Below are 17,190 nucleotides of genomic sequence, written 5' to 3'. Positions count from 1 at the left end.
ATCAAACTAAAGCCAATGTGCAGCTAATACACTATTATTAACACAGTTACATTACCGATAAACAAGGTTCTGTATGACATATAAGGTAATCAATAAGCAAAATAATATCGTCATTATTTTTATAATGGCTGTATTCATCAACACAGCTAAAGCTGAATCAAATCCCACGACACGTAAGTGCACAAAAATAATTTCAAATGAAAAATTAGCAAATCTCATCCCTACGTATAAAAATATCAATAACGCCTTAGAAAAGTATGTAGACGGTGATGTCATATGCCTAGCGGACGGCGAGCAGCCAGCGATAACAATTGAAAATTTTGATAGTGGAAGCAAGCCGTTAATAATACGCCCATGGCATTATTTAAGAACAAAAATAAAAAACAGGCATTATACTGGCACTGGAATAACAATAAAAAACTCACAAGGAATAATTATTAAAGGGTTAATCATAACAGGAGGCTTAACTGCAATTTTGGTGCAAGATTCATCAAACATATCAATTCTATCAAATAAGGTATTTAACACGGGTAACCAAGCTATATCGATAAAACCACGCCATCATGGTGGTAGCCATTATTTAGTTAAAGATAACGTGATTTTTAACACCGGACTTTTAAACCCACGCTATGGTGAAGGATTATATATTGGCGATGGTTCGTATACTGAAGATAAGAGCAGATTGAAAATACAGTACACTGTTGATGACGTTATAATAAAAAACAACATAATTCATCATACTAGAAATGAAGCTATTGATGTAAAAGCAAACGCATACAATGTTAAAATAATCAGTAATAGCATCAACGATATAAACTTAAAATTCAACGCTGCGATCACCATAGCAACTGAGTCATCCTTTGCTGAGCTAGGAGGCTATGAGATAATTGATAATGTAATTACAAATGTCGTTAACCGTTCTGGTTACCGACCTATTGGTATTGCGGTCGGACACGGTGATACGCTAATTAAAAACAACTTGATTATCGATAATAATGATAATGATAATTTTCTTGCGACTTGTCTGTTTACTACATTTCTAAATCCAAAATTAAATAAAGTAACATTAGAGAATAATCAATTAATTGGTACGGGAACTCCGTTTTCTGCAGGGTGTAGAGGCGGAACAAATGATAACGCGAAGGCAGTTGTCCTATTCAAATAAAATAACTGCCTATCGACACTCCTTTCACGATTAATTCGGTTACGCCGATTTGTAAAACAAAACTACCAAATTCTAACAGGACCTGTATCAACATGTACAAAACCCGACTTAGGGTAATAACCTACCCCACCTAATTTTAATGAGATAGCAGCTTCACGTAAATGAAGTAATTTAACATCTGGGATAGCAATATCAATAGCCATGCCTCGCATATGGTAGCTATTGGTTGCTACTTCATTGCTCTTACCCGCTAACATCTGGTTAGTTTTAGGTGAACGATAACCAGAAATAACATGGAACTCTTCTGATACATTCAGTGTTCTGTTTAATCTATAGAGTAGGTCGTATAAACGCTTGTCCATAGGTACAGACAAGTTTTGCCTATGATCACGTAATAAATGGCTGAAACTTTGAAGTGTATCTTCTTGATACAAGCCATCTATCCAGTAATTACCTTGGTCATGCTCTCCCGTGTGTATGTTGTAAAAACCGAGTTCTCTCATGCCTAACACACCTTGACTTGCTTGAACTTTAACTGGTGCAACAGAGTACGCCGCTAACCCCCCAAGACTTAATAACACTTTTCTACGTGTTGGACATTCTATTGACACTACACCACCACCGATCACTTTTTGTACAGAAACAGGGGAATCTATATGCTAGGAAGTATTAAATCAAGTTTTATTTCTGTAATGCATATATATCATCGCGAAATTGGCTTAATCCACTGTCGTCAATCCATGCTGTCCAATACACCAAGTGAACCGGTAGTGCATCATTCAAAGGGAACCATTTTGTTATATCTCGACTGAACCTTAGTTTTGACCACAACGACTTATTATCGACTAAACTATGTGCAATCCAATTAGCCAATTCATCCACTTTTTCGATACGAATACAGCCGGAAGACAGCGCTCGATTCGAATGACTAAACAATTTAGGATTGGTTGTATCATGTAGATAAACACTGAAGTTATTAGGAAAATAGAATTTATAACGACCTAACGTATTCTTTACACCAGGCATTTGCTCAAGTCGATATGGAAATAGACCATTTGCTAGCATTTCCCATTCTTCAGGTGACTTTTCAACTCTTTCATTTTGATAATTGTAAACACTAAAATCGCGCTGATTAAAGAAATCACCATTGAGTTTTACTTTTGGCAGTAGATCATCTTCTAAAATACTGCGGGGTACACGCCAGATTGGATTTATCACCATACTTTTAATTTCACTGGTCAGTATCGGGGTTGGTTTTTTAGGTTTACCGACGATAACACGTGAGCGCAGTGCAATTTCACCATTATCACTCAGTAATAATTCGTAAGCAGGTATATTAACTAGGAGATAACGAGCGCCAAGATTAGCCATGAAGTTAATCTTTCGTTGCATATTATGAGTGAGTAATTCTGCTCTACGATGAGGATTTAAATTTAACCACTTTAATGTATTTGGACCAATTATAGCGTCAGGGTTAAGGCCGTGTCGACGCTGAAAACTGCGCACTGCACTGGCTACTTTATCTGTATAAAGATCTGACAATTCTACCGATTCATCACTATCGCCAAGTAATATTAATCGTGAATGTATATCATAAATCACCGCGTCACGATCACCAACACGTAATAACCTTGATATCTTGATTTCATCCCACGTATATTGCGAGGAGAGCCTACTGAGATAGGTTGCACGACTCAAAAATTGCAGTTCTGTTTTAGACATAGGCACAAAGATATTACCACTCATAAAAGGCAATACACTGTGCGGTTGTAACTTACGGTGATTTACAACCGCATACCGATCATTTATGATTTCATTTGTACTTTTTGATTCATTAAAATTGGGCCCAACAATCGAGATCTGATGTAACGGCAAAGCAGATAAAGAATGGTAATAGACTAACAACATTACGAATAGCAGTGATGATGTTATTTTATTTTTAAGCCCACTTCGAAGTACATATTTCAATCCCTTAAAGGGATACCTTTTAAACATGGTAATCCCTCCACTGAATATAATTAAGTATGGTAAATAAATACCAACTGACCAACAATTTTGGTTGTTAATACGCTAAAATGAAGTTTATTAAACTAACGTGAAGGTTATATGCAAAACAATATTACAATTTGGGTTGACGCAGATGCTTGTCCGATCCCAATGAAAGAAATACTTTTTCGTGCAGCAGTTCGCGTTAAAGCGCCATTAGTATTAGTTGCAAATCATTGGATACGAGTCCCTGCCTCTCCTTATATTTCGATGACACAAGTACCTTCTGGTTTTGATGTTGCTGATGATCACATTGTCTTAAAAGTAGCGAAGGATGATCTTGTTATTACCTCTGATATACCACTTGCAGCAGAAGTCATCGAAAAAGGCGCACATGTAATCACCTCCCGAGGCGAAAAATATACATTAAGTAATATTCGTCAACGTCTTAATATGAGGGACTTTATGGATACGATGCGAGCAAGTGGTGAAATGACTGGTGGCCCAGCGGCTTTAGGAGCAAAAGATAAACAGGCGTTTGGTAATGCTCTTGACCAATACCTTGCTAAGTATGCGAATAAATCATAACTCTCATTAATATCGAACCCTAGGAATCATTTGTGCAAAAAATTGCTGTGTTTGTTGATGTTCAAAATATCTATTACACCACTCGCCAAACTTATGGTCGCCAGTTTAATTACCGAAAACTCTGGCAACATTTATTATTACAGGGCGACGTAATAACAGCGTATGCTTATGCCATAGATAAAGGTGATGATCAGCAACGTAAATTCCAAGATGCACTCAAACATATCGGTTTTGACGTGAAGCTTAAACCATTTATCCAACGCAGTGATGGTTCGGCGAAAGGTGACTGGGATGTAGGGATCACAATCGATGTACTACAAGTCGCAGAATCGGTCGATACTGTTGTCCTGCTCTCTGGAGATGGTGACTTTTCTATCCTGCTTGATACGATAAAAACCCGTCATCAAGTGAGAACTGAAGTTTATGGTGTGCCCGCCTTAACCGCGAATGCTTTAATCAATAGCGCAACCGTATTCAATCCTATTTATGAGGATTTTTTATTGTAACATCGGGGGAAATTTTCGAACATCTATTTAATTACTCACAATGAGTGCCATTGTGTTATTTACATTTTTCGACATGTTTAGTGCTAGATTTTATATTTGTAGATTTATTGGCGTGCATTAAACATGAATACCAAATACATTAAAGCAGTAAAAAGCAAATTAAACGCTAATCCTAGCTTGATTTTTGTTAAACCAAAGTCTAACAATTTTATAAAATAGGCCAAAATGGCCTACACTGAAAGTAGCATAACGAACTGAGTAACAAGCATGCATATATTGATAACGGGTGGCACCGGCTTTATTGGCCAAGCATTTGTTAATACTTTCCAAGCTGATTATGACTTTACTGTATTAACCCGTGATATTAGCAATGCACAAAATCTCTTTTCACATATTTCTTCGGACAGCATCAAGTTCATCTCGGAGTTACATGAGTTACCCAGTGCAATCCATATCGATGCAGTGATCAATTTGGCTGGCTCCCCTATTATGGATAAAATGTGGAGTGCAAAGCATAAACATGTTTTAGAGTCGAGCCGCTGGGAAATCACACAACATCTGGTTGATTTAATTTCAACAAAGACGATCACACCCGACGTCTTTATCAGTGGTTCAGCCGTTGGCGTTTATGGTCGACAAGGTGATAGCAGCATTGATGAAAAGCACCTCAATCATTATCCTGAATATGCGAGCAAGCTATGTGAACATTGGGAGGAAATAGCCCGTACGTGCTGCCCGTCGACCCGCACTGTTATATTACGCACGGGTATTGTATTAGGTAAAGATAAAGGAGCATTACAAAAAATGGCATTGCCTTTTAAATTAGGACTTGGCGGTCCAATAGGAAAAGGTCATCAATACATGTCATGGATACATATTGACGACATGGTTGCTGCAATTAATTATTTATTACAACATGAATCAGCCAGTGGCGCCTTTAACCTTACCTCACCAAACCCGGTGACGAATACTGATTTTGCCCAAAAATTAGCCGCTTGCTTTGGTAAAAAGGCGCGTTTAACGACACCAGCGCTTCTTTTACGATTATTACTGGGCGAACGAGCCGACCTCCTTGTGTATGGTCAACGCGTATTGCCAACTCGATTACTCGATGCTGGTTTTACGTTTAGTTTTGATGTACTAGATCAAGCGTTTTCAGCTATCTATGATGCATGATTGGCTAAATATTGATGAAATTTATTCATGCCCAAGTTTTCTTGCTAATCTAATTGCATCCAATATATTAACAAGCCATACGCAGAGCAACACAATGGTTGCAAGATGCATGTTTTGTGTATCTATAGATGCCGCCTGCTGTGTAACTAACTGGTTAATATTTAGCAAATCGATATTACCACCTGATAACATCACTTGATCTACAATTAATTGCGTCTGCGTTATAGTGATATCCATAATGTAATACAGTGGTAGCGCTGCTGCAACGGCAAAGACAGCCGCCGCCATATACTTCTTTAACCACAAATGCCCAGCTCCTGGAAATAAGAACGCGGATAATAGGCCTGCTTTAAGGGTTTTATTCATAACATCTCCTAACTCAATATATAGCTATAACAAACTAAGGGTAATAATAACAAGGATAAAGAATGAAATGTCACTTGTAACGGTTTAAATAGTAAACCAGCCATCAATAATATGAAAATGAGCAACAAACAGTTATAAAAGACCGTATTTAATTCCGCTCCAACATCAATCCAAATAACGTCATTAGACGTCAATTTAACCCATATCTCCTGAATGATATTCAAGAATCTATTAACAGTGCTCATTAATACACGACTAATCATCGGCATGACAGGCAATAGTATGACTGCAAACAACAATGCCGGTAATATTAATACACTAAATACGGGTATGAAAATCAGATTTACGACAGCAGACAACCAACTAAACCCTGAAAAAACAGCAATTTGAATGGGAAGCAAGAGTAATGTTAACAACATCTGGTTACAACATACAGTTGTCAATTTGCGGTAACCATTCTTTAACGCCTGTTTAATTGGGCTCTCATCCCTGATTTCAGTCTCTTTTTGATAAATCCAAACTAACATAAATACGGCAGCCATTGCTGAAAATGATAGCCAGAAACTAATCGAAAATGCCGTTAAAGGATCAAGTAGTAAGGTAACTAAGAGCATTGTTGCGAACAATTGAAATAGTGTCACTTTGTAATATTGAATGCGATATAAACAATGTATACACAGTAAAACAATAGCCCGTAGCGCAGGTAATGAAAAACCCGCAATCCATGCATAAAAGATGGCTGCAACAAGACTTATCGATAAACTAATCACAAGATTATAAGGGGGCTCAAATAACCTCAATAATCGCCGTGAGCAGAGATAGCAAAACCCAAAAATAAGTCCAATGTGCAAACCTGATATTGCAACTAAGTGGCCAATACCGAGTAATTTAAACTGAGTCCAAAGGGCATTATTGATATAACTGCGATCACCAAATGTTAATGCGTACAACATAGGGTTTGCATTAATCGGTGATACCGATTTAAACATCTGATACAAGTCACCACGTAAATTTAATTGAGGTCGAATCACCTCCCCCTTTTCAATTAAGCCTATATATTGAATATGCCGAGATAACAATCTAGATTTAAAGGAAGGGAAAGTATTATCATCCGCCTGAGTCCTTGACTTAATTAATCGTACTTTAAACCGCCATACTTGACCGATACCCAGTTCCCCTGGATAGTAGTATTCTGGACTTGGCCACTTCAAGGCAAGTTTAGGTTGTATAAAAGACAACACTGTATTATTGATCTTGATAACCTTTACATCAAACGAAAGTAGGTTTTTTTTATTTACTAATGTTATTACCTCAGCTGTTATGATATTGTCTTGTGCAGCTTCCACTTGTGGTTGTTTGTGTCGCGATGTCGTATTATTAAATAACGTATTCGCTTCATTTATTACGCTATTTTTATACAAAATGGACCAGCCCAATGTAACAAACAGAAGAACTAATATAGTTGGTACTTTCACATAAACAAGGATAAAGACCGCGACCGTCATTATCGTTAGAAATTGAATACGTTCAAGATCAACAAAGAACATACTTATTAATATGGTAATGGAAAGTAGTATGGCCTTAACGGTCATTCATTACCCCTGAGAATTGATTAGAATTATGCCTAAGAATTTAATTAAGAAATATCTCCCAAACCCAGAATCAATCAAAGAACATAAGCACCTTAAGATCTTTGGTGATCTGTTACACAACCCAAACCTCTGGCACCTAAATCGCCGCTCTGCAGCTGGTGCTTTCGCTGTCGGTCTTTTTATGGCGTTTGTTCCCGTGCCTTTTCAGATGCTATTAGCCGCTGGTTTTGCCATTTTATTCCGTGTAAATTTACCATTATCAGTAGCGCTCGTATGGTTATCAAACCCCATTACCATGCCACCAATGTTTTTTGCCACTTATGAGTTAGGTGCATGGATATTGCAAGAACCAGTCCATCCATTCTCATTCGAACTAACAATAGACTGGTTAATGCAGGCGATAAACTTATATGGTCCTGCATTTCTACTTGGCTGTTTTGTATCCGGCACACTCTTTTCTATTGCTGGTTATTTTAGTATCCGCTGGTTATGGCGTTGGAAAATTATTAATGCTTGGAAGAAACGTAAAGCATCACGCACAAAATAAGTGTTAAAAATGAGAAGGCCACATCACTTAATCAGTAATGTGGCCTTTTTTATTCTTACCTATTTCTATAAACTGCCAACAAGACAGAATTGTACGGGTTGCCCGTAATCACCTTCATCCCAAGAGCTAGGAGCACTGACACAGAGTCAAATTCTTCTATGCACATCTCTTCATCCGATTTTCTTCCAGAACAAACCATTTGTACTATAAGAAGTACGATACCAATACACTTTCAACACTGATCGGTGGCGGTATTACATAATTAAGCCCTCACTATTTACCCGATACTGGCTAGTATTAATGTAAAAGCTAGTACAAATCTGATATTCATATCGACCTCAAATATGGAGAGTTAAAACAACTTATTGTGGGTTTATCATTTAAGCATGAATTCGAGACAAAAAAATACACCTCTCGAGGAAGTGCATCCAATTACTTGTTGATATATAGCGAATTTTATTTAACTACTTGTTTCCGAGTTCACGCGCAGGCTGTACCGAACACGCTTTATTTGCTGGATAGATAGTTGCGAGTACACTCATAGCCATAGCAACTCCACCAACCACCAGCACATCATTTACTGACAACTGAGATGGTAAAAAGTCGATAAAGTAAATGTCACCTGATAAAAATTCATGACCGATTAAGCCTTCAATAAATTTGATAATCACAGTTAAATTCTCTGAGATTAAAATACCCAGTATCGTCCCTGAAACAACACCAAGAATACCGTTAATACCGCCGTGCACGATGAAGATCAAACGTAATAACGTATTTGACGCCCCCATCGTTTTTAAAATGGCAATATCTGCTCGCTTATCATTAACTGCCATCACTAATGTGGTCACAATATTAAAACAAGCCACGGCAATAACTAAAATTAAAATTACGTACATCAAACTTTTAACCATCTGAATATCTTGATATAAGAACCCCTGACTTGTCATCCAACTGCGAATGTACAAGTAATGATTTAACTTATTACCCGCTTCACGGACAATACGGTTCGCCGCAAAAATGTCAGTCACTTTAATACTCAAGCCATCTGCTTTAAACGCTTTATCCTGAATATCTTGAGCTGCACTCAAAGGCACATAGGCAAGGTTGTTATCTAATTGACCACTTAGGTGAATAATACCTGATACAGTAAAGTTAAAACGGCGTGGTGCTTTAAAGGATTGCCCTGATTGCTGCGATAATAATACCGTGACCGTATCTCCAAGTGCTAACTTAAGCTCTTTTGCAATGCCTCGACCGAGCACAACTTGTCGGTTATTAGTCGGGTCATTAAGACTATCCCACGTCCCTTGCGCAACATACCGGTATACTTCAGAGACTTGCTTTTCAGCCTCACTGTCGACCGCGCGAAGTTGAACCGCCTTTAACTCATGACCTTTTTGTAATAAACCATTCAGTTTGATAAAGGGTGCTGCGCCGACAACTTCGGGATGGTCGAGTAATGTCTTCTGTGCACTTTGCCAATCATCAAAAGGTTCACTCACCCCTTCGAGCTCACCATTAGGCACAACCGCTAAAATCCGGTTTTTAAGCTCATACTCAAAACCGTTCATTGCAGATAAACCAATGATCAATACCATCACACCTAATGCAATGCCTACAGTTGAGGATGCTGAGATAAACGCAATAAAGCCATTTCGACGCTTAGATGATGTATACCTCAATCCGATATAAGCCGCTAACGGACGAAACATTACACCTCCTCCTTGACAGTACTTACCTGCAGATTTTCATTCTCGTTTGTTAATACGCCGTCAGCCATATGCAAAGTACGCCCTAACCGATTAGCGAGCTCTTCATCATGGGTAACGATAATAAAGGCCGTATCACAAGTCTCATTTAACTCTTTAATCAAATTGAAAATCGTTTCAGCACTGCTTTGGTCTAAGTTACCCGTTGGTTCATCCGCGAACACAATATTAGGTTCGTTAATCAAGGCACGTGCAATCGCAACACGTTGACGTTCACCACCAGAAAGCTCGCTTGGTTTATGTTCAACACGATGAGATAACCCGACTCGATCTAATATTGCCAATGCTTTTTGTTTCGCTAAGGACACTTTCATACCGGCAATCAACAACGGCATACACACATTTTCTAACGCCGTAAATTCATTAAGCAGGTGATGAAATTGATACACAAAACCCATGTTCTGGTTACGCATTGCCGCTTGTTTCTTTTCTGACATGCTGTGAATATCAACACCGTTAAGGTGTACCGAACCAGAAGTCGGCGTATCTAACGCGCCCATCAAATGTAATAATGTGCTTTTACCAGAACCTGAACGACCAACAATCGCAACCAACTCACCTTTTTCGACCGTTAATGACACTTGCTTTAATACGTGAGTATCAAGATTACCTTCTTGGTAAATTTTTTCGAGATTATTGCAAACTAATAAAGAATTATTCATAACGTAATGCCTCGGCAGGTTTAATATTTGCCGCTCTAAATGCAGGATAAAGTGTTGCGAGTAGACTTAATGCAATCGCACCGAAAATTATGGACGCGATCTGCGACCAATCAAATAAAACAGGTAATAAACGCGCACCGCCAGATGCTTGCGCTAAAAGATTAAGACCAATAAGGGACATAAACTCATTTAAATTAGCCGCTAATGCAATGCCCATAATGCCACCAACCATTGCGCCCAGCACACCGGTCCAAGCACCTTGGATAATAAAAATTTGCACAATAGTCGGTCGGTTCATACCTAAGGTTTTCATAATAGCAACATCCGTTTCTTTCTCTGTGACCAGCATAACCAGTGATGAAAGAATGTTAAACACAGCAACGGTAATGATTAAGAACAGCAATAAGCCAATCATATTTTTTTCCATTTTCACTGCTTGGAATAACTCACCACGCGCAGTCTGCCAATCCATTGAATCAAAATCATTAAAAAAGTCCCGACTGGCTAATTCATTAACAGAAAACGGATCATGAACAAACACACGATGTTGCATCGGACTCGAGGGTTTTAAGCGCGCCAATTTACCCGCATCGGTAATATTAACCAATACCTGCGTGGCTTCAACATCAGAGCCGACAGAATAAATCCCAACCACTGTAAATTTGCGTTGGCTCGGCACACGTCCCATCGGCGTAAAGACACTGCCTTTAGTTGAGATAAGCCTAATTTTATCGCCAAGCTTAACATTTAATGATTTTGCCATGCTGCGGCCAATAATGATGTTGTACTTACCCGGTTGCAATAATGAAATATCACCAATGAGCATATTCTGACGAATGACATCCCATTGCGGGTAGGAAGATGGGTCAATTCCCTGCAGCTGTGCACCTTGTATCTCACTTTTACTTTGCACCATAGCATCAGCTTGTAAAAACGGCGTAACAGCGGCAACCAACGGATCATTAGCCAATGCAGACAAACTTTTTTCTACATCAATCGCATCTGTTTTTGGGGTGACAATTACATGGGGAACAGCGCCAAGAATACGGACTTTCAAATCTTGTTCAAAACCGTTCATTACCGATAAAACAGTGATCAGCGCTAATACGCCAATGGTGATACCAGCTGTCGAGAATAAAGTAATAAATGATACGAATCGATTGTTGCGCTTCGAGCGAGTATAACGCAAGCCGATGAATAAACTTAGAGGGTGATACATAAATATAATTAAGAATACCTTGCTAAAAACTGTCTTTCATTCTAAAGACATGACCACTAATGAGCAAGTAAAATCACGTCTTCACACCAAGTTGTGATCGATTAGGTATTCTGGTTTCAAAGCAGCGTCTTAAAGTGCAATACAATAAACTAAACAAGATAAATAGAAATAGATATGCCACAATAACAGGTTCGTAATCTCGAAAAGGATGACAGCAAGTGGCTCAACAATATTTTTCTATTCAGCATAGTTTATCTGTCAATATTGAACCTGTTTCTATTGATCAAGTCCCAACGTCTCGATTGGCGCTCGAAAACGAAATGCCAGTTCCATTTAAAATGGCCAATGACGTTGCCGAAATCGACAGTAATTCCTTACGCTCAATTCGAAACATCGGCGAACAAGCTGACGCACTTGCTGATTTTTTACAGATGCAAAATAATAAAATAAATTTGATCATGGGTTATGTTCTCGCACAACAAGATCACCCTGAATCTCGCTTTAACTCAACCATGTTTGGTGCGGGTGAAGTCAAGTTTCTAGCGCATACTGATTTAGCACTCGAGCAAGCAGTACGTATTAAGATATTCTTACCTAATGACTCTTCGGCTATTTATTGCTATGGCGTTATCTCTGAACGTGAAGAACAACATTCTGCACGTGATGAGCTAGACACTGATGATACCCTCATTGAATATACCGCATCATATACTAGGATCCGTGATATCGACCGAGAAATATTAATCCGTGCGACATTGCGAATTCAGCAGTTACAGCTTAAACAACGTGCCGAGCTACGCCAAGAAAATGGTCAATAAATAGACTAAAACACAATCCCTAACAATTCGATTAGATTACTGATAACTATGAAATCAACAGCTATTCTTTCTTTACCGTTACCGAAAAAACAAGGCGATAAGATCGCCTACGGTAACCTTGTTGGCAGTAGCCTCGCATTCACACTTGCAGAGCTCTGTTCACAAACAAATACCCCTATCCTTGCGGTTGTTGCAGATACCCCAAGTGCCTTAAAACTTGAACAAGAAGTACGCCATTTTTTAGCGGATGATAAACCCTTAATCACCTTCCCTGATTGGGAGACATTACCCTATGATAACTTCTCGCCACACCAAGATATTATTTCGCAACGTATTCATGCCCTGCACCGTTTTCAGCAGACGACCAGTGGGCTGATCATTGTATCAGTCAATACTTTGATGCAACGTATCGCTCCGGTCAGTTTTTTAGCCCAGCATAGCTTGATCGTCAAAACTGGCGACAAAATTGATATGCATGCGATGCGCCAACGTTTAGAAACCAGTGGTTACAATGCTGTTGAACAAGTATTAGAGCACGGTGAATTTTCTGCGCGCGGTTCGATTCTTGATCTGTATCCGATGGGAAGTGATTCACCGTTCCGAATCGACTTTTTTGATGATGAAGTCGAAGAAATTCGTGGTTTTAACACCGAGACGCAGCGTTCAGAGGGTACACTTAAAGCCATTAATTTATTACCTGCGCACGAATTTCCAACAGATGATAAAGCGATTGAATTATTCCGTCAGCAGTTTAGAGCATTGTTCACGCCATCTCGTGAAGCTGAATCCATTTATCAGCAAGTAAGCAAAGGTTACTTACCTACAGGTATTGAGTATTATCACCCGTTATTCTTAACTGAAACTGCCACGTTATTTGATTATTTACCTAAACAACTTACGATTGCGCAAGTAGGTGAATTACATCAAGCATCAGAAGTGTTCTTCCAAGACGTTGAAAAACGCTACGAAGACCGCCGCCATGATATTCAACGCCCATTACTTACGCCAAACTCACTTTATTTACCTGTTGCAGAACTATTCCAAGCACTTGGCCAGTACAGTAAAGTAAGCTTAAGCAATGAATGTCTGAATGAAAAAGCAGGTAATACCAACTTAAGCTTTAGCACTTTACCTGAAATATCAGTTAACCATCAGAAAAAAGCCCCGCTTGCGCCGTTGCTTGAATTTATCGAAGGGTTTGACGGTAAAATAATTTTCAGTGTTGAATCTGAAGGTCGCCGTGAAACACTATTAGATCTACTTGGAAAAACCAAGATAAAGCCTAAAGCAATCACCAGTATCGCCAAATTTTTGAAAGCGAAACCTGCGATTGGTATTTGGGTGAGCCAGTGTGTAAACAGCTTTATTATTGACGATCTAAATGTCGCTATCATTTGTGAAAATGAACTGCTTGGTCACAAGATCATCCAGCGCCGTCGTACCGATAAAAAAATACAAGCAAACAACGATGCGCTAGTACGAAACCTCACTGAGTTAAGTATTGGTCAACCGGTTGTGCATATCTCTCATGGTGTCGGTCGTTATCTCGGCCTGCAGATTATTGCTAACGCTGGGATGGAAACCGAGTTTTTAACCCTTGAATATGCCAATGCAGCAAAGCTCTATGTACCGGTTTCTGCACTGCACCTTATCAGCCGTTATAGCGGTGCCGGAGAAGCGTCAGCGCCACTACATAAACTAGGCAGTGATAGCTGGGTAAAATCCAAAACCAAAGCAATGGAGCGTGTTCGAGACGTTGCTGCAGAATTATTGGATATCTACGCACAGCGCGCCGCTAAAAGTGGTTTTCAATATAAATGCGACAAAGAATCATATGCTGCCTTTGCCGATGGATTCCCGTTTGAAGAAACAGACGATCAGAAAACGGCGATTCAAGCCGTGCTGGATGATATGCGCCAAGACAAAACGATGGATCGTCTTGTATGCGGAGATGTGGGGTTTGGCAAAACAGAAGTCGCAATGCGCGCTGCCTTCATGGCAATAATGAACGACAAACAAGTCGCCGTACTGGTACCGACCACCTTACTTGCTCAGCAGCATTTCGAAAACTTCAAAGATCGTTTTGCTAACTGGCCTGTACGTGTCGAAGTTATCTCTCGTTTTAAAACAGCTAAAGAACAAAAGCTGATTTTAGCTGATGTAAAAGCCGGTAAAGTTGATTTACTCATTGGTACACACAAGTTACTCAGTAATAAAATTGAGTTTGCCGAGCTTGGTTTGCTTATTATTGACGAAGAACATCGCTTTGGTGTGCGTCAAAAAGAAAAAGTAAAAGCGCTACGTGCCGACATTGATATTTTAACGCTAACCGCAACGCCAATTCCAAGAACACTGAATATGGCCATGAATGGCATGCGTGATTTATCTATCATAGCAACACCACCAGCAAAGCGTTTGGCCGTTAAAACATTTGTCCGCCAGTACGAGGACAATGTGGTAAAAGAAGCAATCATGCGTGAGATCATGCGTGGTGGTCAGGTTTATTTCTTGCATAACAATGTCGACTCAATAGATAAAACAGCTGAAGCATTGGCGTTACTCCTACCGGAAGCGCGTATTGTTACGGCTCACGGGCAAATGGCAGAACGTGAATTAGAATCCGTTATGACTGATTTCTATCATCAACGTTTCAATGTGTTGGTATGTACAACCATTATCGAAACGGGTATCGACATCCCTACTGCCAATACAATTATTATGGATCGTGCAGATCATCTCGGTTTAGCACAACTTCATCAATTACGTGGTCGTGTTGGTCGTTCTCATCACCAAGCCTATGCCTACTTATTAACGCCGCACCCGAAACGCATCACCAGTGACGCTAAAAAACGTCTTGAGGCTATCGCATCATTAGAAGATCTTGGTGCAGGTTTCACCTTGGCAACGCACGATCTTGAAATCCGTGGAGCTGGTGAACTATTAGGTGATGAACAAAGCGGTCAAATAACCTCTGTTGGTTTCTCCTTGTATATGGAAATGCTCGACCAGGCAGTGAAAAGTATCAAAGAAGGTAAATCAGTTTCGCTTGAAGAAGCCCTTAAAAATCAAACCGAAATTGAACTACGTGTGCCAGCGCTATTACCGAATGATTACATTCATGACGTTAATATGCGTTTATCTCTGTATAAACGTATCGCAAGTTGTCAAAGTGAAGAGCAGTTACGTGAAGTTCAAGTTGAACTTATTGATCGTTTTGGATTATTACCTGACAATGCTAAAAACTTGATCCGTCAAACCGAGTTAAAATTACAAGCAGAGCCTTTAGGTATTAAACGACTTGAAATAGGTCCCGCTGGTGGCTATATTAGCTTTGGTGAAGATAATCAGGTTGATGTAGGCTATCTTATCCGTCTAATCCAGCAACAACCTCGTGTGTATAGCATGGATGGACCATCAAAATTGAAGTTTGCAATCAAATCACCGGATGCAAAAGATCGTGTTACATTAGTAGAAGCAATGCTAGTTGAATTTGCAAAAAATAAGATTGCAGGAGTTAAACGTTGAAAAAATCGTTAATCAGTTTATTAGTTGGTTTATCTGTTGGTAGTTCATTTGCAGTAAATGCCGCTGAAGAAGAGCGTTGGTTCGAAGTCGAAGTTATTTTATTCGAACGGAATGTCAACCCAGATAAAGTGATAGAGCATTGGGATCAAGCCGTATATCCAACTTATTCCAAACAGAATAAAGACCCGATGTCATTGTTCATTAACAATGACAATTTGATCACACCAAACGGCGATGCTAAGACCAATGCACAAGCTTTCGCAAACGATACAATAACAGCAGGCTTACAGCCTACGTTTATCGACGATAGCGATACGTTACCTATATACGGTGAAGATAGCGGCCAGCAGGCTGTCGCTAAAACAAATATAAACAGCGATTTAATTAAATCGACGCATGTTGTCATTGATGGTGCAAATTTGAAAGATAACATCAAAGACCCAGCCTTACAAATTGTGCCAGCAAGTGAATTGCAACTTAATAAACAATTTGCAGCACTTAACAATCATGCTAATTACAATGTTGTTTTGCATACAGCATGGCGTATGCAACCTCAAACACGAAAAGACGCAATACCAATTCGTCTGTTCGCGGGTCAAAATTACCAGCAACAATACCAGTTGAATGGTAATGCTATAATCCAGAACCTCACACCGACAGCCATTACTGCCAATGCAAGCACGATGACCAATGAATCAAATGTAATTGATTTAGATAGTGCAGCGACCATCAATGATGGCGTTATCATTCAAACAGACGGCGTTGAAACGATGACCCCCCCTGTTACACCAGTAGAACCGACAACTCCTGTTTGGAAGATTGATGGTGAATTAACGATATACCTAGAACATTATCTTTATGCAAAAACAAACTTGTTTGTACGTAAAGAAGGTACTAAAGTTATTCCTGCAACTCAAATTGAAGGTGTAAAAACAACTGAAAAAGTAACAACGAACGCTGAAAATGTCGATTTATTGAAACTACTCGATATTCATTTAAAACCTAAGCAAGCAAAGCACAACGAAATAGCGTTAACAGATAAAAAAATTAAAATCAATGATGATACATCACTTGGCGAAGCCGTTAACAATGTACAACCACGTGATAAAACGGTGCCTTTCTTAAATAGCTATCCAATGCAACAATTACGCGTGATCCGCAGTGGCGAAATTCACTACCTTGATCACCCTATGTTTGGCATGCTAATTCAAATCAGAAAGTATGAGCCACCAGTACCTGAAAAAACAGAGGCGGCCCAATAAGGTAACGTT

At 39.3% G+C, this 17,190-nt stretch carries 15 protein-coding genes; 8 read left to right on the top strand and 7 right to left on the bottom strand.

All coding sequences use genetic code 11. The features are described 5' to 3' along the window. Nucleotides 1-73 precede the first annotated feature (73 nt). The gene (locus HWV02_RS11060; RefSeq protein WP_211679680.1) at nt 74-1,165 is read left to right on the top strand and encodes a right-handed parallel beta-helix repeat-containing protein; all 1,092 of its coding nucleotides are present in this window, start codon (nt 74-76) and stop codon (nt 1,163-1,165) included. 62 nt (nt 1,166-1,227) lie between these two features. Here the strand turns inward: HWV02_RS11060 and HWV02_RS11055 are convergent, their stop codons facing one another. Both HWV02_RS11055 and HWV02_RS11050 read right to left on the bottom strand, forming a co-directional pair. After that, nucleotides 1,228-1,776 (bottom strand): DUF882 domain-containing protein, encoded by a 549-nt coding sequence (locus HWV02_RS11055; protein ID WP_211679679.1) that lies wholly within the window; start codon nt 1,774-1,776, stop codon nt 1,228-1,230. A 70-nt stretch (nt 1,777-1,846) separates the two neighbouring features. Then, nucleotides 1,847-3,160 (bottom strand): L,D-transpeptidase family protein, encoded by a 1,314-nt coding sequence (locus tag HWV02_RS11050; RefSeq protein WP_255550659.1) that lies wholly within the window; start codon nt 3,158-3,160, stop codon nt 1,847-1,849. 123 nt (nt 3,161-3,283) lie between these two features. Here HWV02_RS11050 and HWV02_RS11045 point away from each other — a divergent pair, with 123 nt between their 5' ends. The 3 genes from HWV02_RS11045 to HWV02_RS11035 all read left to right on the top strand — a co-directional run bounded on the left by HWV02_RS11045 (nt 3,284) and on the right by HWV02_RS11035 (nt 5,421). Beyond that, nucleotides 3,284-3,739 (top strand): YaiI/YqxD family protein, encoded by a 456-nt coding sequence (locus HWV02_RS11045; RefSeq protein WP_211690570.1) that lies wholly within the window; start codon nt 3,284-3,286, stop codon nt 3,737-3,739. Nucleotides 3,740-3,771: 32 nt separating this feature from the next. After that, complete coding sequence (locus HWV02_RS11040) at nt 3,772-4,245, top strand: NYN domain-containing protein (RefSeq protein WP_211690481.1); 474 nt, start codon at nt 3,772-3,774, stop codon at nt 4,243-4,245. Between the two features lie 267 nt (nt 4,246-4,512). Next, nucleotides 4,513-5,421 carry a TIGR01777 family oxidoreductase gene (locus HWV02_RS11035; protein WP_211690480.1) on the top strand — a complete coding sequence of 303 codons (909 nt, stop codon included), beginning with the start codon at nt 4,513-4,515 and terminating at the stop codon, nt 5,419-5,421. Between the two features lie 21 nt (nt 5,422-5,442). On the opposite strand, the gene HWV02_RS11030 is transcribed toward HWV02_RS11035, so the two are convergent. Next, nucleotides 5,443-5,787: a hypothetical protein gene (locus HWV02_RS11030; protein WP_211679676.1), complete on the bottom strand. Its 345-nt coding sequence runs from the start codon at nt 5,785-5,787 to the stop codon at nt 5,443-5,445. Between the two features lie 8 nt (nt 5,788-5,795). After that, on the bottom strand, nt 5,796-7,379 hold the full coding sequence (locus HWV02_RS11025; RefSeq protein WP_255550658.1) for a ComEC/Rec2 family competence protein: 1,584 nt from the start codon (nt 7,377-7,379) through the stop codon (nt 5,796-5,798). A 28-nt stretch (nt 7,380-7,407) separates the two neighbouring features. Between HWV02_RS11025 and HWV02_RS11020 the strand changes: the two genes are divergently transcribed. Beyond that, nucleotides 7,408-7,926: a DUF2062 domain-containing protein gene (locus tag HWV02_RS11020; RefSeq protein WP_211675368.1), complete on the top strand. Its 519-nt coding sequence runs from the start codon at nt 7,408-7,410 to the stop codon at nt 7,924-7,926. 464 nt (nt 7,927-8,390) lie between these two features. Here HWV02_RS11020 and lolE read toward each other — a convergent pair whose 3' ends face one another. Genes lolE through HWV02_RS11005 form a run of 3 tightly spaced genes read right to left on the bottom strand, consistent with a single transcriptional unit; the run spans nt 8,391 to nt 11,576 of the window. Then, nucleotides 8,391-9,638, bottom strand: coding sequence for a lipoprotein-releasing ABC transporter permease subunit LolE (lolE, locus tag HWV02_RS11015; RefSeq protein ID WP_211690479.1), 1,248 nt, complete (start codon nt 9,636-9,638; stop codon nt 8,391-8,393). Continuing rightward, nucleotides 9,638-10,357, bottom strand: coding sequence for a lipoprotein-releasing ABC transporter ATP-binding protein LolD (lolD, locus tag HWV02_RS11010; protein ID WP_211679675.1), 720 nt, complete (start codon nt 10,355-10,357; stop codon nt 9,638-9,640). Before lolD ends, lolE begins: the two co-directional genes overlap by 1 nt. After that, complete coding sequence (locus tag HWV02_RS11005; protein WP_211690478.1) at nt 10,350-11,576, bottom strand: lipoprotein-releasing ABC transporter permease subunit; 1,227 nt, start codon at nt 11,574-11,576, stop codon at nt 10,350-10,352. Before HWV02_RS11005 ends, lolD begins: the two co-directional genes overlap by 8 nt. A gap of 218 nt (nt 11,577-11,794) precedes the next feature. Here HWV02_RS11005 and HWV02_RS11000 point away from each other — a divergent pair, with 218 nt between their 5' ends. The 3 genes from HWV02_RS11000 to HWV02_RS10990 are packed head-to-tail and all read left to right on the top strand — an operon-like array spanning nt 11,795 to nt 17,181. Continuing rightward, nucleotides 11,795-12,394 (top strand): hypothetical protein, encoded by a 600-nt coding sequence (locus tag HWV02_RS11000; RefSeq protein WP_211690477.1) that lies wholly within the window; start codon nt 11,795-11,797, stop codon nt 12,392-12,394. A gap of 48 nt (nt 12,395-12,442) precedes the next feature. Further along, the gene (gene mfd, locus HWV02_RS10995; RefSeq protein WP_211690476.1) at nt 12,443-15,919 is read left to right on the top strand and encodes a transcription-repair coupling factor; all 3,477 of its coding nucleotides are present in this window, start codon (nt 12,443-12,445) and stop codon (nt 15,917-15,919) included. Then, on the top strand, nt 15,916-17,181 hold the full coding sequence (locus HWV02_RS10990) for a CsiV family protein (protein WP_211690475.1): 1,266 nt from the start codon (nt 15,916-15,918) through the stop codon (nt 17,179-17,181). Before mfd ends, HWV02_RS10990 begins: the two co-directional genes overlap by 4 nt. Nucleotides 17,182-17,190: the final 9 nt, after the last annotated feature.

Origin of the sequence: Moritella sp. 28, from assembly GCF_018219435.1 — a bacterium.
Classification (GTDB): Bacteria; Pseudomonadota; Gammaproteobacteria; order Enterobacterales; family Moritellaceae; genus Moritella.
This window is presented reverse-complemented; position numbering and strand designations above follow the sequence as displayed.

Excerpts from the sequence above, each read along its gene's own strand:
- HWV02_RS11030 (WP_211679676.1), bottom strand. The coding sequence starts at position 5,787 with ATGAATAAAACCCTTAAAGCAGGCCTATTATCCGCGTTCTTATTTCCA.
- HWV02_RS11005 (WP_211690478.1), bottom strand. The coding sequence starts at position 11,576 with ATGTATCACCCTCTAAGTTTATTCATCGGCTTGCGTTATACTCGCTCG.
- HWV02_RS11060 (WP_211679680.1), top strand. The coding sequence starts at position 74 with ATGACATATAAGGTAATCAATAAGCAAAATAATATCGTCATTATTTTT.
- HWV02_RS11025 (WP_255550658.1), bottom strand. The coding sequence starts at position 7,379 with ATGACCGTTAAGGCCATACTACTTTCCATTACCATATTAATAAGTATG.
- HWV02_RS11020 (WP_211675368.1), top strand. The coding sequence starts at position 7,408 with ATGCCTAAGAATTTAATTAAGAAATATCTCCCAAACCCAGAATCAATC.
- HWV02_RS11050 (WP_255550659.1), bottom strand. The coding sequence starts at position 3,160 with ATGTTTAAAAGGTATCCCTTTAAGGGATTGAAATATGTACTTCGAAGT.
- lolD (WP_211679675.1), bottom strand. The coding sequence starts at position 10,357 with ATGAATAATTCTTTATTAGTTTGCAATAATCTCGAAAAAATTTACCAA.
- mfd (WP_211690476.1), top strand. The coding sequence starts at position 12,443 with ATGAAATCAACAGCTATTCTTTCTTTACCGTTACCGAAAAAACAAGGC.
- HWV02_RS11035 (WP_211690480.1), top strand. The coding sequence starts at position 4,513 with ATGCATATATTGATAACGGGTGGCACCGGCTTTATTGGCCAAGCATTT.
- lolE (WP_211690479.1), bottom strand. The coding sequence starts at position 9,638 with ATGTTTCGTCCGTTAGCGGCTTATATCGGATTGAGGTATACATCATCT.